Genomic DNA, 22,104 nt, shown 5'->3' on the forward strand with positions numbered 1-22,104 from the left:
GAGAATCACAAATCGTAATTATCTTTATTGCCTTGCAAAACGCTATCGACCATCTTGCGTGTCAGAGTCGGATTCAGCAATTCAATAAAGGTGTAAATATAGCTGCGCAAATAAGCGCCCTGCTTGATCGCGACGCGGGACACATTCATACCAAACAAATGGCCAACCGGGATTGCCCGCAGATGCTTATCGCGCTCCGCATCAAAAGCCATACCGGCAATGATACCTATGCCCATGCCTAATTCGACGTAGGTCTTAATCACATCGGCATCAATCGCTTCCAATAACACATCGGGTTTTAAATCCCGCAACTGAAATGCATGATCAATTTTGCTGCGTCCTGCGAAAGCAGAGTCGTAAGTAACCAGAGGATAATGCGCAATTTCTTCCAGCGTCACATTCTTCAGCTTTAACAAAGGATGCTCGGGCGGCACGATCACCACGTGCTCCCACTGATAGCAAGGCAAAGAGATTAAGCCATCAAAACCAGAGATAGACTCTGTCGCGATGACGAGATCGGCCTGATCGCGCATGACCATCTCAGCAATTTGCTTGGGATTCCCCTGCAACAAAGACAAACGCACCTTTGGATACTTTTGCATAAACGCCTGCACCACCTTGGGTAAGGCATAACGTGCCTGAGTATGCGTTGTGGCGATGGTAAAGCTGCCGCTGTCCTGCGCTGCGTATTCCTTGCCTATGCGCTTGAGACCATCGATCTCTTGCATGATCAGTTCTACCGATTTCAACACCGCCCGACCGGGCTCAGTCAAACCACGTATCCGCTTGCCATGGCGGGTAAATATATCAACCCCCAACTCTTCTTCCAACTCGATAATTGCCTTTGAAACACCTGGTTGCGAAGTAAATAAAGCTTTCGCCGCCTCAGTCAGATTAAAATTCTGCCTGACGGCTTCTCGTACAAAACGTAATTGATGTAAGTTCATGGGGAGCGCTAAATAGTTGGCTTATGCTTTTAAATTTAAAAAAGCTAAGTTGATATACTTCCAGCAGTATATAGAGACCAAGACAAGAATTCCATGCTCAATCGACTTTCATTTTGTTGGAAACTGCTTTTTATCAGTTTACTTTCGTGGGCAAACCTCATTTTAAGTATGCATGATGCACGCGCAGAAAGCACTACCGTGCAGCATCTGCAAACCAAAGCACCTAAAATATGCCTGGTATTATCCGGTGGCGGTGCCCGTGGTTTTGCGCATATCGGCGTGTTAAAACAACTGGAAGCAATGCATATTCCCATAGACTGCATTGCAGGAACCAGCATGGGTGCGGTTGTCGGTGGTCTGTATGCGGCAGGCCTGCCTGCCACAGAAATAGAAAAAAGACTGGCAAGCCTGAAACTCAATGATATCGCGCTCGACCGGGTTGATCGCCGCCTTCTGCCACAGTCCGTCCGAGAAGAAGACGAGCAATATCCACTGGGCGCCACCCTGGGGCTGAGTGCGAATGGTGTCAAGTTGCCTGCAGGTGTTGTGCAAGCCAGTCAGTTTCAGGAGCTGTTGCAAAACTGGACCGCCCACCTGCCACCCGATATCAACTTTGATAACCTGCCGATTCCATTCAGAGCGGTTGCAACCGATCTCGAAACCGGAAAAATGATCGTCTTCAACAAAGGCTCATTGCACAAAGCGGTGCGCGCCAGCATGGCTGCGCCTGGCGTCTTTGCACCGATAGAAATAGACGGAAAATTATTATCCGACGGCGGTCTGGTGCGCAATCTGCCAGTCGATATTGCACGCGACATGGGTGCAGATATCATCATCGCAGTGAATATCGGCACACCATTAATGCCAAGAGATCAGCTACAAACTTTGTTCAATGTCAGCCAGCAGATGGTGAATATCCTGACCGAACAAAATGTCAACGTACAAAAAGGCCTGCTCCGCCCGGAAGACGTTCTGATTGAACCTCAGTTGGGTAATATCGGCTTCATGGATTTTGACCGTTCAAAAGAAGCCACGGCCATCGGAGAGAAAGCAACACAGAATATCGCCGCCAAACTTGTCGCATTACAGTTGCCAGATCATCTGCATACAGCTACCCAGCAACTGCGTTTGAACCCACAACTCCCCCCGCTACGTATAGGCTTTGTTGACATTGAAACCAACGGTGCGATCCCTGAGAGCGACATCCGGCGTCAGTTATCGATTAAAGTCGGCACAATGTACGACGCTGAAGAAATCAATCGCAAGCTCGCCATTCTGAACAATGCGCGTGAATTTGACAGTATCAACCACGAACTCGTTCAGCGTGGTGACGAATATGGCATACGCATCAACGCAACGGGACGAAACTGGGGGCCACACTTCCTGCGTTTCGGCCTGAGCCTCTCCAGCGGCTTTGAAGGTGCTGGCGGATACAGACTGCAAGTAGGCCATCGCCGCCCTTGGCTGACCGCAGGTGGTCTTGAATGGCGAAACGATATCGAATTCGGCAACATGATCAACTTGCGCACAGAATTGCGTCAGCCTCTTTTTGAACGTGAGGGCATGTATATATCCCCCTATCTTGCCTACAACGAAAATACGCTGAACTACTATAAAGACAATGTCAGACTCGCAGAATACACTTTGCGATCGGAAAAGGCTGGCGTTGATCTCGCCTTCCGTATCGGCGAACAAAGCGTTCTGGGCGAAGCCCGGGTCGGCGTGAATTTTAATAGTTACAGCGTTCGTCCTAAGCTCGGCGGCTTACTTATCAATAATCTGGATGGTAGTCAGTCAAATGGCAGCCTGCCCAGCGCCGACTTGCAGCAGGTAGGCATCAAAACCAACGTCATCATCGATCAGCTCAGCGACCCCAGTTTTCCACGTGAAGGCTACAAATTCGACAGTAGCCTGTTTGTTGGTTTAAACAGTCCTAAGAAAACTTACCAGGAACTGAACCTGAATGCGATATGGGCCAAGAGCGTCAACAACCATAGCGTCAATCTGAAGCTCAGCGCAGCAGGTTTATTTCAGAACGATGCGCAAATCCGGGGAATAGGTTCTATGCTCGGCGGATTTCAAAAGCTTTCCGCATATCAGCCGGATCAGTTCAGCGGCAACTACATGTTGTATGGCAGCGCCACTTATTTATTACGTGCTGTGAATTTTGAAATGGCGGGACAAAGCCTGTTCCTCGGCACATCATTAGAAGCTGGCAATACCTGGAACACCAGCAAAGAAATAACGGCCGCATCTTTACGTAAAAGCATGAGTCTGTTTGCCGGATTTAACAGCTTTATCGGCCCTATCTACCTCGGTTTTGCTTTCGGGCAGAATGGCGCAAGAAATATTTTCTTTCAGTTGGGCAGGCAATAATGAAAAACAGCGATGCTAGACGGCATCGCTGTTTTTTTAGTCGAGAAAGTGTATTAAAACAGATGGCGCAAGTTTACTGTCCACGCAGCTCTTACTCAATAAACACGCGGCATATCAGACTCCGTCCGCCTCAACAACACTTTGCTCAATCGCACCAAAAATTGATTTTCCATTCTTATCCAGCATTTCGATTTTAATGCTGTCGCCATATTGCATGAACGGCGTCAGGGGCTCACCGGTTGCGATCATCTCCAGTGCACGTTTTTCAGCGATACAGCTATATCCCTTTGCAGCATCCTTATTCGATACGGTTCCCGAACCAACGATGGAACCGGCTCGCACATTCCGTGTTTTACACAAATGGGTAATCAATTGCGGGAAAGAAAACACCATATCCACGCCTGCATTAGGCTGCCCGACAAGATTACCGTTCCAGCTGGATCTCAGCGGCAGATGAACTTTCCCATCCTTCCACGCGTCACCCAATTCATCAGGCGTTACTGCTACCGGAGAAAAACTGGTCGCGGGCTTAGACTGCAAAAAACCGAATCCTTTTGCCAGTTCAGCCGAAATCAGATTCCGCAGCGAGACGTCGTTCACCAGCATCAGTAAGCGTATCGCTTCACCTGCATGCTGCACTTTCACGCCCATTGGTACGTCGCCAGTGATGACCGCGATTTCACTTTCAAAATCAATTCCCCATTCCGCCGAGCGCGTAACGATGTCGTCGCAAGGCCCGATAAAATCATCACTGCAGCCCTGATACATCAAAGGATCATGCCAAAAACTATCCGGCATTTCAGCGTTTCGGGCTTTGCGCACCAGCTCAACGTGATTCACATACGATGAACCATCCGCCCATTGAAAAGCGCGCGGCAACGGAGCCATGCAATTCTGCGGCTCAAACTCAAAACTATTCACCGCTCTGCCAGCGTTTAATCTGTCATACAACTCACCGAGTTGGGGAGCAATGAAATTCCAATCGTCCAGCGCACGTTGCAATGTTGGCGCAATACCGTCCGCGATACAGGCCGTTTTTAAATCCCTGGCCACGACCACTAATTGCCCGTCACGCGATCCATCTTTAAGAGTAGCAAGCTTCATCAACATTCCTGAGGTAATTCGGTTAAGCCTGATTTTACCTGAAGAAGTTTCAGAGAAATAAGTCAGCACGGTGATGACAATAAATTACTCGGAACAAAGTCAAGTGCTGACATAAAATAGCGGGCAGACTCGCCAGTTGAAACACCACTTACTCCTTACTGAAAGCGCTGGCATATACTATTTTTCAGGACATCATCACATGTTACGTCGTTCAATCTCTTTATCTGTGCTTGCCCTCAGCATCTGCTGGCTGGGTACGGGCATGCCGATGGCGCATGCAGAAAGTCAGCCATCTTCAGTCGCTGATCAACCTCATCAGGCGCATCCAGTCACCGCAGCAAAAAAACTGGCGGCACTGGCAGAGCGTTATTACGAAATCCAGGCTAAATTTGAACCGATAGCCGCGACCTATAACGGCGACAGCCGCTACGACGACAAATTGCCGCAGACATTAAATCCGGCAATCAAGGCAAAACAAATAGCCCAGTTAAGCCAGATATCAAAAGCACTGTCGGCTATCCGGCGCAATGCACTGAGCACACCAGACCAGGTCACTTATGATTGCCTGCAATTTGAAATCGCAGCCGCAATTCGCATGTCGAAATTTGACGACAGGCTCATGCCAGTAAATCAAATGGACAACGTGCCGCTGACGCTGGCACATTTCGCCAGTGGACAAAGTGCGCAATTATTGAAGACCGTTCCCCAATACGACAATTATCTGAAGCGGATCCGGCAGTTACCAGAATGGTTGCAACAGGCGAGCACCAATATGCGCGAAGGAATGCGTCGTAAGATCGTGCTGCCAAAAGCACTGGTGATTTCAATGTTGCCTCAGTTCTCGCAACTGGTAACGGATCAGGCAACCGAACATCCATACTATCTTCCGGTTAAAAATTTTCCGGCTGAATTCACCGAGGCAGACAAACTGCGTTTGAGCAAAGACTATCAATCCGCGATACAAGAACAAGTACTACCAGCACTACGCCGCTTTAATCAATTCCTGAAAGACGAGTATCTACCTGCAAGCCGCGACAGCACAGGATGGAGTGCATTGCCGGGTGGCGCACAGTGGTATCAGGCATGGGTTGAGGATCAGACGACAACGCACCTGACACCAGAACAAATTCATGCGACCGGCCTTAAAGAAGTCGCCCGCATCCAGCGTGAATACGCAATACTTGGGCCAAAACTCGGTTATCAGGGCTCACCTGAATCCCTGCCTGAATGGATGGAAGCGCAAACAAGCTACCGCCCATTCAAAACCGAAAAAGAAGTGCTCGACGCTTATATTGCGATTGATGGCATTGTCAGACAAAAGCTGCCGGAATTCTTTGAGAAAACGCCAAAAGCAGCATTGGAAATTCGCCCTGAACCAGAAATCAGCCGCGCAACAGCATCCGATCACTACACAGCGCCGGCCATTGATGGCTCTCGCCCCGGCGTATTCTGGGCGGTCATAAATAAGCCGGAGGATTACGCCACCACAGGAATGAAAACCTTATTCCTGCACGAAGGACAACCGGGTCATCATTTTCATCTCGCGACCTTACAGGAGTTGGATGTACCGAAATTCCGCAAGGTCGGTGGTAATAATGCCTACACAGAAGGCTGGGCGCTTTATGCAGAGACCCTGGGGCGTGAAATGGGTTTGTTTGAAAATGACCCCGCGGCCTATTACGGTCATCTGAGTGATGAAATGCTGCGCGCGACCAGACTGGTTGTCGATACCGGCATGCACGCCAAAGGCTGGACCCGCGAACAGGGAATCCAATATCTGCAACAGACACTGGGATACAGTGAGGCCGTTTCACGCCAATGTATAGAACGCTATATGGCGTGGCCAGGTCAGGCATTAGGATATAAGATAGGTTCACTCAAAATCATGGAGTTACGCCAGAAAGCTCAGGCAGCACTGGGCGATCGTTTTGATTTGCGACGTTTCCACAATGTCGTATTGAGCGACGGCACGCTGCCACTATCCTTGCTTGAAACAAAGGTATTGAAGTGGATCAATGATCAGAAGCAAATGAAATAAACGAAGAAACATTTACGTATTTTTACAGAAGCTTGATTGACCTTCAGTGTCAAGTCGAGCAGAATGAGGCAATGATATTCATTGCCTCATAACTTCATTGTTAAAATTAACACTTACAATGTAATGAATGGTATTTGGGGCTGAGCCACAGCAACGGTGACAGAAGCAGTAAATCGAGTTTTAAATCGAGTTTTCTTTCTCCGGTGGTGTAGCAGGCAAACGCAAACCGGAAACATCAGCGACGTTTAACCAACATGACCTCTGCGATGAACAGATCCACAGCGCTTAAATACATTGTTGAACAAGCCAACAACGGCGACCTGGTATTCCCTACGAATATCGCGGCATCCGTAAAAATTCAACAAGCGATCAAAGACCCCGAATGTTCAGCAGATCTTGCTGCCAGGCTGGTACTGAATGAACCGCTGCTGGCGGCACGCGTGGTGGCAACGGCAAACTCTGCAGCGTATAGCAGGGGCAATGTCGTCAACAACGTGAAAGCAGCGATCAACCGTGTTGGGTTTGCCACCCTGAACGCAATAGTGGCGTCGATTGTGGTCCGGCAGTTAGCCGGAAGCAGCAAAGACAGACGTATTCAGGGCATGGTCAGCACGCTGTGGGAACACTCGGCGCAAGTTGCCGCCCTGTCGCGGGTCATTGCACGCAAAATCACGAAAGTTGATCCAGAGACAGCGATGTTCGCTGGTATCGTGCATGAAGTCGGTAATTTCTATCTGTTATCACGTGCCGAAGAATTCCCATCTTTACTCGAAATCGAATATCCCATCATAGAAACAAGCGAAAAATCGGTGTCTGAAGATCCGCTGGATGAGGACGAAGGTGATTCAAGCGAAGCGATTATTGGCCGTGCTGTCATCCAGACTCTGCAACTACCGCCAACCGTAGTCGAAGCGCTGGAGGCGCTATGGTTTGGCTTGCGCGCGATGCCGCCAGAAACGCTGGGCGATACCATCTTACTGGCGAATGAGCTGGCCAGAACAAAATCCCCTTTTGACTACAATTCTTATGCGGAAGCAGAACAATTCGCATCTGAAATCGATTTTGTTGTCGGCGACGGCACGCTCAACAGCATACTGGAAGAGTCTGACGAAGAAGTCAGCAGCCTGACATCGGCCTTGCTGGTGTAAAACAACAACAGTAAAAAAAGAGGTGGATATGCGGTCTATGCATATCCACCTCTTTTTATGCTGAGAACATCTGACTACACCTTCTGACCAACCACATCCTTTATTTGCGCTAATGAATGAGGATCTTCAATCGTTGTCAGGTCACCCGCATCCCTGCCCTCGCAAATCGCCTGTATTGAGCGACGCAGTAATTTACCCGAACGGGTTTTAGGCAACATCCCGACAAAATACACACGGGATGGTCTGGCAACCGCACCAAGTTGCTTATCTACAACAGCCATTACTTCCGCTTCCAATGCATGCTTTTGCTCTGGCGTCGTCGCGGCATCAGGATGCTTCAGTGTCGCGAAGGCGACAGCAACCTGCCCTTTGAGTTTATCTTCGATGCCGACCACAGCAACTTCAGAAATCTGCGGATGACTGGAAATACTCTCTTCGATTTCTCGCGTACCAAGACGATGACCAGCGACATTAATCACATCATCAGTACGTCCGAGAATGAAGTAATAACCATCTTCGTCTTTAATACCCCAGTCAAAAGTTGAATACAACTGATCATGCGCAAAATTTGCCCAATAGGTACTGACGAAACGCTGATCATCGCCATACACCGTTTGCATACAACCCGGCGGCAAAGGGCCGCGAATCGCAACGACGCCTTTTTCATTCGGGCCGCATTCGGCACCAGTCATTTCATTAATGATCTGAACGTTGTAACCATACATCGCGACACCGGGGCTACCCAACCGTGTCGGCGTATTTTCAATGGCGCGGGCAACCGACAAAATCGGCCAGCCGGTTTCTGTCTGCCAGTAATTGTCGATAATCGGCACGCCTAGCTCGGTCGCAATCCAGCTTGAAGTTGTTTCATCCAGCGGCTCACCCGCCAGATACAAAGCCTTCAATGAAGATAAATCATATTTCTTCATCAGTTCAGGCGGATGTTTTTTCAGCACACGAATTGCCGTCGGTGCAGAAAACATGCGCGTGACTTTGTATTTTTCAACGATGCTCCACCAGATACCCGCATCAGGACGAATCGGTGTGCCCTCGTACATAATCGTCGCCATGCCTGCGATAAGCGGGCCATAGACGATGTAAGAATGTCCGACTACCCAGCCGATATCGGATGTCGCAAAGTAGGTTTCACCGGCATTGCCGCAATAGATATGCTTCATCGATGCAGCCAACGCCACCGCATAACCACCGACATCGCGCTGCACGCCTTTCGGTTTGCCAGTCGTTCCCGATGTATACAGCACATACGACATCTCATTTGATTCCAGCCAAGTTACCGGTACCGGTGTCTGCATATGTTGTGCACGCAGTGCAGCGTAGTCGACGTCGCGTCCCGCAACCAGCGTCATTGCATCAAGACCACGATTCACAATCAACACATGTGCCGGCTTATGTTCAGCTAACTCAATCGCATCATTCAACAATGGCTTATATGGAACAGCCTTACCACCACGCATACCTGCGTCCGCTGAAACAACCAGTACCGGCTTGGCATCGTCAATACGGGTTGCCAGACTTTTTGAAGCAAAGCCACCGAACACTACTGAATGCACGGCACCGATACGGGCACAGGCCAGCATCGCAAACGCGGCCTCTGCAATCATAGGCATATAAATCAGAACACGGTCACCGCGCTGCACGCCCAGCGACAACATAATCGCCGCCATACGTTGCACTTCCTGATGCAACTCAGCAAAGCTATACACTTTCTCCGTATTGGTTTCGGTAGAAATCGCAATCAGTGCCGCTTTATCCGGCTGCGTTGCAACCCAGCGATCAACCGCGTTATAGCAAAGATTCGTTTCACCGCCGACAAACCATTTGGCAAATGGCGGCTGGCTGTGATCAAGCACCTGCTGGTAAGGTTTGTGCCAGTCGATCAATTTGGCCTGATCATCCCAGAATGATTCTGGATTTTGTATCGATTGCTGATAAAACGCTGCGTAAGACATACTCTCTCCTGTTTTTTATTGTGCTGCATTCCGGGTCAGCGAAATGCGAATGAACCTGTAAGTTTTATGTAAGCGACCAAGAAAAAACGCGACCGTTTAACGGGTCGCGTCTGATTGTTCTGCGTTGTTTCTGTGCTTGACGAGCGATGCGAATGTGAGCATTTGCATGATCTTTCCAGAGTTCCTGCCAGCCATGGTTGATAAGACCGCAGGTAGGAAAAAACCAACCGCAACACCGCACGACGACACTCTTTCAACAAGAGAGTCGTCGTCATGACGAAGCGGATTGTGCGGTCAGTTGACATATGATGATGTGTAAAATCAGAACGTATCGCCGGGAATACGAACCCAGCCTTCCATCAGCACGCGTGCACTACGGCTCATGATGGCTTTTTTGACTGTCCATTCACCATTCACCTGCGTTGCTTCCGCACCGACCCGCAAGGTGCCGGATGGATGTCCGAAGCGCACCGCAGTGCGCTCACCACCACCGGCAGCCAAATTCACCAGAGTGCCGGGAATCGCTGCCGCAGTACCGATCGCAACCGCTGCTGTCCCCATCATCGCGTGGTGTAGTTTGCCCATCGACAAAGCGCGCACTAACAAATCGATTTCCGTTGCATTGACTTGCTTGCCACTGGAAGAAACATACGATTGCGGTTTTGCAACAAACGCCACCTTCGGCGTATGCTGGCGTTGAGCCGCTTCATCAATATGCTTGATCAAGCCCATGCGTACCGCTCCGTAAGCGCGGATAGTCTCGAACTTAGCGAGTGCCGCAGGGTCACTGTTAATTGCATCCTGCAATTCGGTACCGGTATAACCTATCGCTTCGGCGTTCACAAATATCGTCGGAATACCGGCATTGATCATCGTCGCTTTCAACGTACCGATACCGGGCACGTCCAGATCATCGACCAGATTCCCAGTCGGGAACATGGAACCGCCAGCGCCTTCTTCATCTGCAGCCGGATCCATGAATTCGAGCTGCACTTCAGCGGCAGGAAAAGTTACGCCGTCGAGTTCAAAATCACCGGTTTCCTGCACTTCGCCATTCGTGATTGGCACATGAGCGATGATAGTTTTACTGATATTCGCTTGCCAGATGCGTACTACGGCAACGCCGTTTTGCGGAACACGACTCGCATCCACCAGACCGGCGCTGATCGCGAAGGAACCGACCGCTGCCGACAGATTGCCGCAATTGCCGCTCCAGTCAACAAAAGCCTTATCTATCGACACCTGACCGAACAGGTAATCGACATCGTGATCAGCTCTCGTGCTTTTCGACAGAATCACGGTCTTGCTGGTGCTGGATGTCGCACCGCCCATGCCGTCGATTTGTTTGCCGTAAGGATCGGGGCTGCCTATCACGCGCAACAGAATCGCGTCACGCGCAGCACCGGGCACTTGCGCCGCCTGCGGCAAATCCTGCAAACGGAAAAACACGCCTTTGCTGGTACCGCCACGGATATACGTCGCGGGGATTTTAATTTGGGCTGGATGATTCATCATTTCCTTCTGTACTTGGTTTTAGGCTCCCTCTCCCGCGAGCGGGAGAGGGTAGGGTGAGGGTCGTTGAGTTTGAAAATTAGCTCTGGAGTAAATCCACAGTAAACTCAAAATAAAGTACTTATTTAAATTTGCAATTGATCAATCGCCCTCATCCCAACCCTTCTCCCGCTTGCGGGAGAAGGGCTTATTTCATCAATTACACTTTCTTCGTCGATTCCAAAAAGTCTTGTGCAAAGCGCTGTAACACGCCACCGGCCTCATAAATCGAGACTTCTTCTGCTGTATCCAGGCGGCAGGTGACTGGCACTTCGACGCGTTCACCGTTTTTACGATGAATGATCAGCGTCAGCATGGCGCGTGGTGTGCGTTCGCCAACGACATCAAACGTTTCGCTACCATCGATATTCAGCGTCAGGCGGTTCACGCCTGGTTTGAATTCGAGAGGCAATACGCCCATACCGACCAGATTCGTACGATGGATACGTTCGAAACCTTCAGCCACAATCGCTTCCACACCCGCCAGACGCACACCTTTAGCGGCCCAGTCACGTGATGAACCCTGACCATAATCCGCGCCAGCAATAATGATCAACGGCTGCTTACGCTCCATATAGGTTTCAATCGCTTCCCACATGCGGGTCACTTTGCCTTCCGGCTCCACACGCGCCAGCGAACCGGCTTTGACTTTGCCATCGACCTGCACCATTTCATTCTTCAATGTCGGATTCGCAAAGGTCGCGCGCTGCGCTGTCAGATGATCGCCGCGATGGGTTGCGTAGGAATTGAAGTCTTCTTCCGGCAAACCCATTTTGGCGAGGTAAGCACCCGCCGCACTGTCGAGCATGATCGCATTCGATGGTGATAAATGATCTGTCGTGATATTGTCGCCCAATACCGCCAAAGGACGCATACCCGTCATCGTGCGTGGCGCAGCGAGCGCGCCTTCCCAGTACGGTGGGCGACGGATATACGTCGTTTGTGGACGCCAGTCGTACAGCGGGCTGACTTTCTCACCGTTGTCGGCCTGAATCGCAAACATAGGCTCGTACACCTGACGGAACATTTCAGGCTTGACGCTGGATTTCACAATCGCATCAATTTCTTCATCGGTAGGCCAGATATCTTTCAGACGGATTTCTTTGCCATCAACGACAGTCAAAACATCCTTCTCGATATCAAAGCGTATCGTGCCGGCAATCGCATACGCAACGACCAACGGTGGCGAAGCGAGGAATGCTTGCTTTGCATACGGATGGATACGTCCATCGAAATTACGGTTACCGGATAACACGGCAGTCGCGTATAAATCGCGATCTATAATTTCTTGCTGGATCACAGGATCAAGCGCGCCGGACATGCCGTTGCAAGACGTGCAGGCATAGGCCACCACGCCGAAGCCCAGCCTTTCCAGATCGTCCATCAAACCAGCTTCTTCCAGATACAACGTAACCGCTTTGGAGCCTGGCGCCAGTGATGATTTCACCCACGGTTTGCGGGTCAGCCCGAGTCGGTTAGCGTTACGTGCCAGCAGTGCTGCGGCAATCACATTACGCGGATTGCTGGTGTTGGTGCAGCTGGTAATGGCGGCAATAATCACAGCGCCATCCGGCATTTGTCCTGGCACATCATCCCATTGCGCAGCGATACCTTTGGCAGCCAGATCGGCTGTTGCAACACGTGCATGTGGATTCGAAGGACCAGCCATATTGCGCACCACGCTGGACAAATCGAATGTCAATACACGTTCGTACTCAGCGTTGATCAGACTGTTTGCCCACAGACCGGCGGCTTTCGCATAAGTCTCGACCAGTTTCACCTGCTCATCGCTACGGCCTGTCAGTTTCAGATAATCGATGGTTTGCTGATCGATCGCGAACATCGCTGCTGTCGCACCGTATTCTGGAGCCATATTCGAAATCGTCGCGCGATCACCGAGCGTCAGCGCAGCAGCGCCAGCGCCGTAAAATTCTAGGTAGGCGCCCACCACTTTTTGCTTGCGCAGGAATTCAGTCATTGCCAGCACTACGTCTGTTGCGGTGATGCCTGGCTGTGGACGGCCAGAGAGTTCAACGCCAATGATATCCGGCAAACGCATCCACGATGCGCGGCCCAGCATGACGTTTTCTGCTTCCAGACCGCCAACACCGATCGCGATCACGCCCAGCGCATCGACGTGTGGCGTGTGGCTGTCGGTACCGACCAGCGTATCAGGAAATGCCACGCCATCTTTCGCATGAATCACTGGCGACATCCGTTCCAGATTGATCTGGTGCATGATGCCATTACCCGGTGGGATCACATCGACATTTTTGAAGGCTTTTTTTGTCCAGTTAATGAAGTCAAACCGGTCTTCATTACGACGATCTTCAATCGCACGGTTTTTGGCGAACGCGTCAGGATCAAAACCACCGCATTCCACTGCCAACGAGTGATCGACGATCAGTTGCACAGGTACGACCGGATTGACTTGCGCCGGATCACCGCCCTGCTCTGCAATCGCATCACGCAAACCCGCCAGATCAACCAGCGCAGTCTGACCCAGAATATCGTGACAGACCACACGCGCCGGAAACCACGGAAAATCGAGTTCGCGTTTGCGTTCGATGAACTGTTTCAGAGAGTCAGTCAGGGTTGCCGGGTCGCAACGACGCACCAGATTTTCAGCCAGTACGCGTGAGGTGTAGGGCAGTTTGTCGTAGGCGCCGGGTTGAATCGCTTCGACTGCCGCACGGGCGTCGAAAAAATCCAGTTGGGTGCCGGGGAGTGGTTTGCGGTTTGCAGTGTTCATGGCTTATTCAGGAAGAATGGATGTTCCGGGAGCGAAACGCGTGGCAATCTCTTGCTGCGTCTTTGCCCTCTTTTATGCGCTGATGCTGTTACACATGAGTAAGCAGCATCAGCACCTCAGACAAATGACAGATTATTTACGGCTCTTGATCGGCACAAATTTCAAGTCCTCAGGACCGACATAATTTGCGCTAGGACGAATGATCTTGTTATCGATACGCTGTTCTATGATGTGTGCCGCCCAGCCGGATGTGCGGGCGATCACGAACAATGGTGTGAACATCGCTGTTGGCACGCCCATCATGTGATACGACACAGCAGAGAACCAGTCCAGATTCGGGAACATTTTTTTGATGTCCCACATCACTGTTTCCAGACGTTCAGCAATGTCGTACATCTTCATAGCACCCGCATCTTTCGACAGATTGCGCGCGACTTCTTTGATCACTTTGTTACGTGGATCAGAGATCGTGTAGACAGGGTGACCAAAGCCGATCACGACTTCTTTATTTTCAACGCGTTTTTTGATATCGGCTTCTGCTTCATCCGGATTGTCGTAGCGTTTCTGAATTTCAAACGCGACTTCATTCGCGCCGCCATGCTTAGGACCACGCAATGCGCCGATTGCGCCAGTGATCGCAGAATACATATCGGAACCGGTACCGGCGATGACACGACCGGTAAATGTTGATGCATTGAATTCATGCTCCGCATACAGAATCAGTGAGGTATGCATCGCTTTTTCCCACAGCTTGCTGGGCTTCTGGCCGTGCAGCAGATGCAGGAAATGGCCACCGATCGATTCGTCGTCAGTTTCGGTTTCTATGCGTTTGCCGTTGTGGCTGTAGTGATACCAGTACAGCAGCATGGAGCCCAGCGACGCCATCAGGCGATCAGCGATATCGCGTGCGCCCGGTGTGTTGTGGTCATCTTTTTCCGGCAAAACGCAACCCAGTGCGGAAACACCGGTACGCATCACGTCCATAGGATGCGACGATGCTGGCAGCCATTCGAGCGCTGCTTTCACATTCGCAGGCAAGCCGCGCAATGCTTTCAGTTTCGCTTTGTAGGCGTGCAGTTCGGCGACTGTCGGCAACTTACCGTGCACCAGCAAATGGGCGATTTCTTCAAACTCGCAGGCATCGGCCACGTCGAGAATATCGTAACCACGGTAATGCAGGTCGTTACCGGTTTTACCCACGGTACACAAAGCGGTATTACCCGCAGTCACGCCGGACAAGGCAACGGATTTCTTTGGTTTGAAAGGAACTGCTTCGGTCATGGTGCTCTCCTGAGATAATTAGATACTCCCCCCAGTATTTTTTAACGCCCAATGAGTCTGCTGAGGATAAGGCAATTATTTAAAAAAACAGGGGGGGTATGTGTTTTTATACGGTTTTAAAATGAATGGAATCCGGTAGAAAATAAGGAATTATTTGTTCTTTTGCTGCGCAAACAAGGCATCCAGTTTTTGCTCGAAATCGTGATAGTTGATGCGTTCGTACAATTCCATCCGGGTTTGCATGGTATCGACCACGTTCTTTTGCGAACCGTCGCGGCGAATCGCGGTGTACACGTTTTCTGCCGCTTTGTTCATCGCGCGGAATGCGGACAATGGATACAACACCAGACCGACATCCACTGCGGCCAGTTCTTCGACGGTATATAACGGTGTCGCACCAAATTCTGTGATGTTGGCCAGGATAGGTACTTTGACCGCATTAGCGAATTGTTTGTACATCGCCAGTTCGGTAATCGCTTCCGGGAAAATCATGTCGGCACCGGCTTCAACACAAGCCTGAGCGCGATCAATCGCGGCTTCCAGACCTTCGACGGCGAGCGCATCGGTACGCGCCATAATCACGAAATTTTCATCGGTACGCGCATCGACTGCCGCTTTGATGCGATCAACCATTTCCTGCTTGGTGACAATTTCTTTGTTCGGACGATGGCCGCAACGCTTGGCGCCGACCTGATCTTCAATATGCATCGCCGCAGCGCCGAATTTGATCATCGATTTCACGGTCCGTGCCACGTTGAACGCAGATGAACCGAAACCGGTATCCACATCGACCAACAACGGCAGATCGCACACGTCAGTAATACGGCGCACATCGGTCAGCACGTCATCCAGATTCGAAATACCCAGATCAGGCAAACCCAGAGAACCGGCAGCGACGCCGCCACCGGACAGATAAATAGCCTTGAAGCCAGCGCGCTTGGCCAGCAAAGCGTGGTTCGCGTTGATCGCGCCGACCACTTGTAACGGGGATTCTTCTTGCATCGCCTTACGGAAGGCGGCACCTGCGGAGTAGTTGCTCATATCGTTGATGTCTTTCAGGTTAATGAAGTTGCCAGCGTCTATTGCAATCAACATGCCAGCACCAGCCGGCATCGCAACAGCTTAGACCGGGAATGTTAAAAATCAAGGACTTAAACAGCGCAGATTAAGAATAATCAATTGCACATTCAGTATGAAATGTTTCATAATGATGTTTCATAAAACGAAAAATGAAACACGTTTTTCAGGATTGAAACAAATATGAAACAACCACCATTGCCGTCGCGCGAAACACAAGACAAACCCGTGATCTGGACGGTATCGATTTCCCGCCTATTCGATATGTTCCGCGACATCATGGTGGAATACGATGCGAATGCCGATATCGTTCCGCTCAATATGGGTTTTGAGGAAGCGGTACAACACATCCGCGAACGCCTGCAAATCGAGCGCTGCGATGCGGTCGTTGCCGCCGGTTCGAATGCCGCGTATCTGAAAAGCCGCCTGCCGATTCCTGTTGTCACCGCTAAGGCCAGCGGCTTTGACGTCATGCAGGCGCTGGCGCGGGCCCGCAAGGTATCCAAGGAAATTGGTCTGATCACCTATCAGGAAACCATGCCCGAACTGGCTGATTTTAAAAATACGTTTGGCTTCAAAATAGAACAACGCACCTACGTCACCGAAGAAGATGCCAGAGCGCAAATCAGCGAACTCAAGGCCAGCGGCATTCAGGCGATCGTCGGTGCCGGGCTGATTACCGATCTGGCCGTCGAGGCGGGTCTGACCGGTATTTTTATGTACTCGGCCACCTCAATTCGTCAGGCATTTGACGATGCACTCGAAATCGCCCGGCTGACACGCCTGGAATCACAACGCGGTCGCCATCATCCGGCCGCAGACGCCTTACGCACCAAACACGGGATCAATGACCTGCGCGGTGAGTCGGCAATCATGGAAAATACCCGCCGCGCGATCAGCTTATTTGCACGTTCGCCCGCTACGGTGTTACTGCAGGGCGAAACCGGCACCGGTAAAGAACTGGCCGCACAAGCCATTCATAGTGAAAGCCCACGGGCGCGGCAGCCTTTTGTTGCTGTCAATTGCGGTGCGATTGCGGAATCGCTGCTGGAATCGGAATTATTCGGTTATGACGAAGGCGCATTTACCGGTGCGCGTCGTGGCGGTCATGCGGGCTTATTCGAAGCCGCCAATCGCGGCACCTTATTTCTGGATGAAATCGGCGAAATGCCGCTGAACCTGCAAACCCGTCTGCTGCGCGTTCTGGAAGAGCGCGAAATCGTCAGGGTCGGCGGCGTGCGGCCGGTCGCGGTTGATGTGCGCATCATCAGCGCCACGCATTGCGATCTGGAAGCCAGAATCAGAGAAGGAAAATTCCGCTCAGACCTGTTTTACCGGCTTGCGGTGTTGCGTCTGCAATTGCCACCGCTGCGCGAGCGACACGCCGACATCATGCCTCTGGCCGAATGGAGTCTGAAACATGCACTGGCGGCGATGGGCGCCCGCCCTCATCCGAATCTGCATGCGGAAATCAGCAGTTGCACCAGCTTATTTGAAACTTACCGATGGCCCGGCAACGTCAGAGAAATGCGCAACATGATGGAAAGACTGGCACTATTTCTCGCCGCAGAGCCCTTGCAGGCGCTGAGTCCGGCGTTTGTCAGCAAAATCTTGCCGGAATTATCAGACAGAATCACGACGAACGAAACGACAAAAGTCATCCATCAGATCCCTCAGGTAGAAGAGCAGTTAGCGGGTATGCAGGCTGCCTACCAGGAAACGCTGGAAGAAATCATGCAGCGTTTCGGTTATCAGCGGGACGCCGTTGCCGCCCATCTTGGCATCAGCAGGACAACGCTTTGGCGAAAATTAAAGCAACTACAAATTAACGACAAATCAGGCGATGAAAATCATCAGTCTGTAAGGTAAAATGAGCCCCAATTTCCGATATCCCCCTCACTGCCGAATTGCAACGGTGAAATATGAAAAAATTACTTATTGTTGATGATAGTAAAGTCTCGCGCATGGTTATCCGCGCCCACGTGAAAGCAGTTCAGCCTGACTGGGAATTTATCGAAGCAGCCTCAGGCGAGGAAGCAATCAAAATGGTAGAGCAACACGCGCCGGATTTCTGTACCATGGACATCAATATGCCAGGCATGCTGGGAACCGATGCAGCAGAACAGATATTGCAAGCCCATCCCCACATGCGTATCGCCATTTTCTCGGCGAACGTGCAAGACACTATGCAAACACGGGCGCATGCACTCGGCGCTATTTTTGTAGCAAAACCAGTCACAGAAAAATCCATTGCGATCGTTGTCCATCACTTCATGAGCGAATAATGAACACTCTGAGCGAACTTCATCTCGACGCACTAAGCGAAGTCTTCAATGTCGGCGCCGGCAGAGCAGCGGCCAGCCTGTCTGAAATCGTTGGCGACGAAGTTCTGCTGTCTGTTCCTTCGGTAGAAATCCGCAAATCTTCTGATCTGGATTTATCTGCCATCTCGCTTGAGAGCAATCGCTTTGGCACTGTGCACCAGACCTTCAGCGGTTCGTTTCAGGCTGAAGCCTTGTTGTTATTCACAGAAGAACATGCGCTCGAAATCGTGCGCGATATGATGGGCTCGCAGATCAGTCTGGAAGACCTCGCCGAATTTGAGCAGGAAGCAATGTGCGAACTCGGCAACATCATCCTGAATGCCTGCCTGTCTGCCATGGCGGATATGCTCAACATCCCGCTCGACTGCTCACTGCCTGACTACACCGTCGCCACCACCGAAGAAATATTCCGGCGTGTCAGTGATGACGAAAAACAGCCTTACGTCTTACTGTTGCACATTGATCTGGCGATCGAAAAACGCCGTTCCGAGGGCCACTTGATCTTTTTGTTAAGTTCAACTTCCCTTGAAAGTCTGATCATTCAGATAGAACGATATCTGGGAGAAATTTGATGTCGGATGTATTACCGCTGTCGCCCTCAGCAACAGTGGAAATTTTAAAGACCATCAATTTGGGTTTGATCGTCGTTAATGCAAAACAACACGTTGTTCTCTGGAATGGCTGGGTTGAAAAACACAGCGGCATCAGTGCCGACGAAGCGCAAGGGCTGCATATCAATGCGGCGTTTGAAGACGCGCCGACACGTGCTTTTTTAACTGCACTCGGCAACACGCTGAATTACGGCTTACCGGTCGTGTTATCAAACGCCCTGCACCGTTTCCCGCTAGCCTTGTTCGAGCAAGCCGACGAAGCCGGAGAGAAAAAGCGTCTGCACCAGTCCATCACCCTGACACCGCTCAGCGTCGAAGGTGAGCGCTGGTGTCTGATACAGATTTCTGATTCCAGTGCCTCGATCAAACGCGAAAAAATTCTGCGTACCCATTCTGAGATACTCAAAAAAGAAGCCACTACCGACAGCCTGACCGGCATCTACAACCGTCGTTTTTTTGACGAACATTACAAAATCGCGCTGGCAAATGCGATTCGTCAGAACAACCCGCTGGCCGTCTTCATGATCGATATTGATTTCTTTAAAGATTACAACGATCACTATGGTCATGTCGCAGGTGATAAAGCCTTGGTACAGGTCGCAACCGGACTCAAAAGCCAGTTGGTCAGAGCCAGTGATGCGATTGCGCGCTTTGGCGGTGAAGAATTTATCGTCATCATGCCGGACATGAGCAAAGAAGGCGCCATACAGTTTGCCGAAAAAATCAGAGCCGCCGTGGCCAATCTGGCGATCCGGCATGAGAAATCGCCGATCAGCGAGCACGTCAGTATCAGTATCGGTTACAGCTGCTATTGCAATGCAGATGGCAGCGATCCCGCGCTGTTACTGAAGACAGCCGATGCTGCTCTGTATGCCGCCAAAAACAATGGCCGGAACAAAGCAATTTTTCTGAAACTGCCGCAGTTACCCCAAACGGCTGACAATACGAAACAAGCGCAGAGCAAAAACAGTGCGGCATAAGATTCTTTAGTCCGGCAGTAAGCATCGTCAAGTCATCAAAAAGCTAAACAAGCACTAAATAAGCAACCAGCGGCAAGCGCAATGACAGCCTGGCTATCATCCTTACCATCCTCAAATCAACCGACACAGAGAGAATCATGTTGCCAACTCATTCCTTACATATTTCCCGCCCTTCGCGCCGTCGCAGTACAGCTTTGCTCGCAGCCGGTTTACTGGGACTGCTCGGTTTCAGCGGGGTCAGCATCGCGCAGTCGCAAGCTCAGCAAGTATTGCGTGTGTCGGCGATTCCGGATGAAGCACCAACCGAATTGCAACGTAAATTCAAACCTCTGGGCGCGTATCTGGAAAAGAAAACCGGCATGAAAGTGGAATTCATTCCAGTGACCGATTACGCGGCATCAGTTGAAGGCCTGATCAATAAAAAACTGGATATGGTCTGGTTTGGCGGCTTCACTTTCGTGCAAGCCAAAGTACGCAGTAAAGATCAGGTGATCCCGCTGGTGCAACGTGAAGAGGATGAAAAATTCAAGTCCGTTTTCATCACCACCAACAAAGACATACACAAGCTGGAAGACCTGAAAGGAAAGACTTTCACTTTCGGTTCCGAATCGTCGACTTCCGGTCATCTGATGCCGCGTTCTTATTTGCTGGCGGCAAAAATCAATCCAGATACCGATCTGAAGCGCATTGCGTTTTCGGGTGCGCACGATGCGACTGTCGCCGCGGTTTCCGGCGGCAAGGTTGATGCTGGTGCATTAAATATCTCGGTCTGGGACAAACTGGTAGCGCAGAACAAAGTCGATACCAAACAGGTACGCGTGTTTTACACAACGCCCGGCTACTTCGATTACAACTGGACAGTCCGCGCCGATATGCCAGCCGAACTGCGCAAGAAAATCACGGATGCATTCCTGTCTCTGGATGCCAGCAAAGCTGAAGATAAAGAAATCCTGGAACTGCAACGCGCCAGCCGTTTTATTCCAACCAAAGCAGAAAACTACAAGGCAATTGAAGCAGCCGCTCACAATGCCGGTTTATTGAAATAATGGAGCGTTCTCCGCAACCGCAAGTGCTCGTGCGGAGTTTGTTCGTCAGGCATCCGCAAACTGCTGCGTCCGGTGGCAGGCAGTTATTTCGTCAACAGCCAGCAGCATCGTTTGCTCTGCAGGATATTAACCTGCAGATACAGCAAGGCGAGCAGATTGCCATCATCGGCCCGTCCGGCGCTGGCAAAACCACTTTGCTGCACACCCTTGCCTGCGCCAGTCAGCCAACGCAAGGCGAATTGATTTTTAATGGACGGCCCGTCTGGCAACTGTCGCACTCAGCACGCCATCAACTGCGCAGCCAGTTATTTCTGGCGCCGCAAACACCGCCTCTGCCTGCCCGTCAGCGTGTCGTCACTTCGGTACTGGCGGGGCGTTTGCCGCACTGGTCTTTGCTAAAAGCCATACGTAGCCTGATCAGACCTGCAGATCCCCGCGCGGCATTTGATGCTCTGGCGCGTTTTCATCTGCAACATAAGCTGTATGCGCGTGTCGATCAACTGTCCGGTGGCGAACGCCAACGCTGTGGCCTTGCCCGTTTGCTGCTGTCCGATGCGCAGCTGTTACTGGTGGATGAGCCGCTGTCGGCACTGGACCCGACGCTGGCACAGCAAACGCTGGCAAGCTTGCAGCAAGAGGCGCGTCAACGCAATGCAAGCCTGATCTGTAGCCTGCATCAGGTCGAGCTGGCGCGCAGTCATTTCAGCCGCATTATCGGCTTACGTGATGGCAAAATTCTGTTCGACAGCAAGCATGTCAGCGACCAGATGATCGCGGATTTATACAAGAACGTACAGTCGCTTGCTGATTCTGATGACAAGAATACGGCTACAGATGCAAATGCCCGGAGCACCTCCGTTTCCGGCGAAGTCCATACCGGTCAGGCCCGTTGTTTCTGA

At 51.0% G+C, this 22,104-nt stretch carries 16 protein-coding genes; 9 read left to right on the top strand and 7 right to left on the bottom strand.

Going from position 1 to position 22,104, the window contains the following annotated elements; genetic code table 11:
• Positions 1-5 precede the first annotated feature (5 nt).
• Entirely contained in the window at positions 6-947 is a 942-nt protein-coding gene (locus H8K26_RS08330; RefSeq protein ID WP_186883715.1) for a CysB family HTH-type transcriptional regulator, read from the bottom strand.
• Between the two features lie 168 nt (positions 948-1,115).
• Here H8K26_RS08330 and H8K26_RS08335 point away from each other — a divergent pair, with 168 nt between their 5' ends.
• Complete coding sequence (locus tag H8K26_RS08335) at positions 1,116-3,323, top strand: patatin-like phospholipase family protein (RefSeq protein ID WP_190478698.1); 2,208 nt, start codon at positions 1,116-1,118, stop codon at positions 3,321-3,323.
• 114 nt (positions 3,324-3,437) lie between these two features.
• Here the strand turns inward: H8K26_RS08335 and H8K26_RS08340 are convergent, their stop codons facing one another.
• The gene (locus tag H8K26_RS08340) at positions 3,438-4,427 is read right to left on the bottom strand and encodes a fumarylacetoacetate hydrolase family protein (RefSeq protein WP_190478700.1); all 990 of its coding nucleotides are present in this window, start codon (positions 4,425-4,427) and stop codon (positions 3,438-3,440) included.
• Between the two features lie 199 nt (positions 4,428-4,626).
• Between H8K26_RS08340 and H8K26_RS08345 the strand changes: the two genes are divergently transcribed.
• Both H8K26_RS08345 and H8K26_RS08350 read left to right on the top strand, forming a co-directional pair.
• Positions 4,627-6,465: a DUF885 domain-containing protein gene (locus tag H8K26_RS08345; protein WP_190478703.1), complete on the top strand. Its 1,839-nt coding sequence runs from the start codon at positions 4,627-4,629 to the stop codon at positions 6,463-6,465.
• A gap of 266 nt (positions 6,466-6,731) precedes the next feature.
• On the top strand, positions 6,732-7,613 hold the full coding sequence (locus tag H8K26_RS08350; RefSeq protein ID WP_186883719.1) for an HDOD domain-containing protein: 882 nt from the start codon (positions 6,732-6,734) through the stop codon (positions 7,611-7,613).
• A gap of 74 nt (positions 7,614-7,687) precedes the next feature.
• Here the strand turns inward: H8K26_RS08350 and H8K26_RS08355 are convergent, their stop codons facing one another.
• The 5 genes from H8K26_RS08355 to prpB all read right to left on the bottom strand — a co-directional run bounded on the left by H8K26_RS08355 (position 7,688) and on the right by prpB (position 16,208).
• Positions 7,688-9,583, bottom strand: coding sequence for a propionate--CoA ligase (locus H8K26_RS08355; RefSeq protein WP_190478705.1), 1,896 nt, complete (start codon positions 9,581-9,583; stop codon positions 7,688-7,690).
• A gap of 321 nt (positions 9,584-9,904) precedes the next feature.
• Positions 9,905-11,095, bottom strand: a complete 1,191-nt coding sequence (prpF, locus tag H8K26_RS08360; protein ID WP_190478860.1) for a 2-methylaconitate cis-trans isomerase PrpF — start codon at positions 11,093-11,095, stop codon at positions 9,905-9,907.
• 199 nt (positions 11,096-11,294) lie between these two features.
• A complete protein-coding gene (gene acnD, locus H8K26_RS08365; RefSeq protein ID WP_190478706.1) occupies positions 11,295-13,886 on the bottom strand; it encodes a Fe/S-dependent 2-methylisocitrate dehydratase AcnD in 2,592 nt (863 codons plus the stop codon).
• A 132-nt stretch (positions 13,887-14,018) separates the two neighbouring features.
• A complete protein-coding gene (prpC, locus tag H8K26_RS08370; protein ID WP_186883723.1) occupies positions 14,019-15,167 on the bottom strand; it encodes a bifunctional 2-methylcitrate synthase/citrate synthase in 1,149 nt (382 codons plus the stop codon).
• A gap of 150 nt (positions 15,168-15,317) precedes the next feature.
• On the bottom strand, positions 15,318-16,208 hold the full coding sequence (gene prpB / locus H8K26_RS08375; RefSeq protein WP_186883795.1) for a methylisocitrate lyase: 891 nt from the start codon (positions 16,206-16,208) through the stop codon (positions 15,318-15,320).
• 219 nt (positions 16,209-16,427) lie between these two features.
• Here prpB and prpR point away from each other — a divergent pair, with 219 nt between their 5' ends.
• The 6 genes from prpR (at position 16,428) to H8K26_RS08405 (ending at position 22,104) form a co-directional block, all read left to right on the top strand.
• The gene (prpR, locus tag H8K26_RS08380; RefSeq protein ID WP_190478708.1) at positions 16,428-18,113 is read left to right on the top strand and encodes a propionate catabolism operon regulatory protein PrpR; all 1,686 of its coding nucleotides are present in this window, start codon (positions 16,428-16,430) and stop codon (positions 18,111-18,113) included.
• Between the two features lie 53 nt (positions 18,114-18,166).
• Entirely contained in the window at positions 18,167-18,529 is a 363-nt protein-coding gene (locus H8K26_RS08385; RefSeq protein ID WP_186883725.1) for a response regulator transcription factor, read from the top strand.
• Complete coding sequence (locus H8K26_RS08390; RefSeq protein WP_186898459.1) at positions 18,529-19,140, top strand: chemotaxis protein CheX; 612 nt, start codon at positions 18,529-18,531, stop codon at positions 19,138-19,140. Before H8K26_RS08385 ends, H8K26_RS08390 begins: the two co-directional genes overlap by 1 nt.
• Positions 19,140-20,159: a GGDEF domain-containing protein gene (locus tag H8K26_RS08395; RefSeq protein WP_190478710.1), complete on the top strand. Its 1,020-nt coding sequence runs from the start codon at positions 19,140-19,142 to the stop codon at positions 20,157-20,159. Before H8K26_RS08390 ends, H8K26_RS08395 begins: the two co-directional genes overlap by 1 nt.
• Before the next feature lie 137 nt (positions 20,160-20,296).
• Positions 20,297-21,205 carry a putative selenate ABC transporter substrate-binding protein gene (locus tag H8K26_RS08400; RefSeq protein ID WP_190478712.1) on the top strand — a complete coding sequence of 303 codons (909 nt, stop codon included), beginning with the start codon at positions 20,297-20,299 and terminating at the stop codon, positions 21,203-21,205.
• Positions 21,205-22,104: a phosphonate ABC transporter ATP-binding protein gene (locus H8K26_RS08405; protein WP_190478714.1), complete on the top strand. Its 900-nt coding sequence runs from the start codon at positions 21,205-21,207 to the stop codon at positions 22,102-22,104. Before H8K26_RS08400 ends, H8K26_RS08405 begins: the two co-directional genes overlap by 1 nt.

Origin of the sequence: Cognatundibacterium aquatile (assembly GCF_014699135.1) — a bacterium.
GTDB classification, from domain to species: domain Bacteria; phylum Pseudomonadota; class Gammaproteobacteria; order Burkholderiales; family Burkholderiaceae_D; genus Undibacterium; species Undibacterium aquatile.

Bases quoted from the DNA above. Each gene is read 5' to 3' on its own strand.
- prpR (WP_190478708.1), top strand. From the start codon at position 16,428: ATGAAACAACCACCATTGCCGTCGCGCGAAACACAAGACAAACCCGTG.
- acnD (WP_190478706.1), bottom strand. From the start codon at position 13,886: ATGAACACTGCAAACCGCAAACCACTCCCCGGCACCCAACTGGATTTT.
- H8K26_RS08340 (WP_190478700.1), bottom strand. From the start codon at position 4,427: ATGAAGCTTGCTACTCTTAAAGATGGATCGCGTGACGGGCAATTAGTG.
- H8K26_RS08390 (WP_186898459.1), top strand. From the start codon at position 18,529: ATGAACACTCTGAGCGAACTTCATCTCGACGCACTAAGCGAAGTCTTC.
- H8K26_RS08335 (WP_190478698.1), top strand. From the start codon at position 1,116: ATGCATGATGCACGCGCAGAAAGCACTACCGTGCAGCATCTGCAAACC.
- prpB (WP_186883795.1), bottom strand. From the start codon at position 16,208: ATGAGCAACTACTCCGCAGGTGCCGCCTTCCGTAAGGCGATGCAAGAA.
- H8K26_RS08385 (WP_186883725.1), top strand. From the start codon at position 18,167: ATGAAAAAATTACTTATTGTTGATGATAGTAAAGTCTCGCGCATGGTT.
- H8K26_RS08330 (WP_186883715.1), bottom strand. From the start codon at position 947: ATGAACTTACATCAATTACGTTTTGTACGAGAAGCCGTCAGGCAGAAT.
- H8K26_RS08395 (WP_190478710.1), top strand. From the start codon at position 19,140: ATGTCGGATGTATTACCGCTGTCGCCCTCAGCAACAGTGGAAATTTTA.
- H8K26_RS08345 (WP_190478703.1), top strand. From the start codon at position 4,627: ATGTTACGTCGTTCAATCTCTTTATCTGTGCTTGCCCTCAGCATCTGC.
- H8K26_RS08350 (WP_186883719.1), top strand. From the start codon at position 6,732: ATGAACAGATCCACAGCGCTTAAATACATTGTTGAACAAGCCAACAAC.
- prpC (WP_186883723.1), bottom strand. From the start codon at position 15,167: ATGACCGAAGCAGTTCCTTTCAAACCAAAGAAATCCGTTGCCTTGTCC.
- H8K26_RS08405 (WP_190478714.1), top strand. From the start codon at position 21,205: ATGGAGCGTTCTCCGCAACCGCAAGTGCTCGTGCGGAGTTTGTTCGTC.
- H8K26_RS08355 (WP_190478705.1), bottom strand. From the start codon at position 9,583: ATGTCTTACGCAGCGTTTTATCAGCAATCGATACAAAATCCAGAATCA.
- prpF (WP_190478860.1), bottom strand. From the start codon at position 11,095: ATGAATCATCCAGCCCAAATTAAAATCCCCGCGACGTATATCCGTGGC.
- H8K26_RS08400 (WP_190478712.1), top strand. From the start codon at position 20,297: ATGTTGCCAACTCATTCCTTACATATTTCCCGCCCTTCGCGCCGTCGC.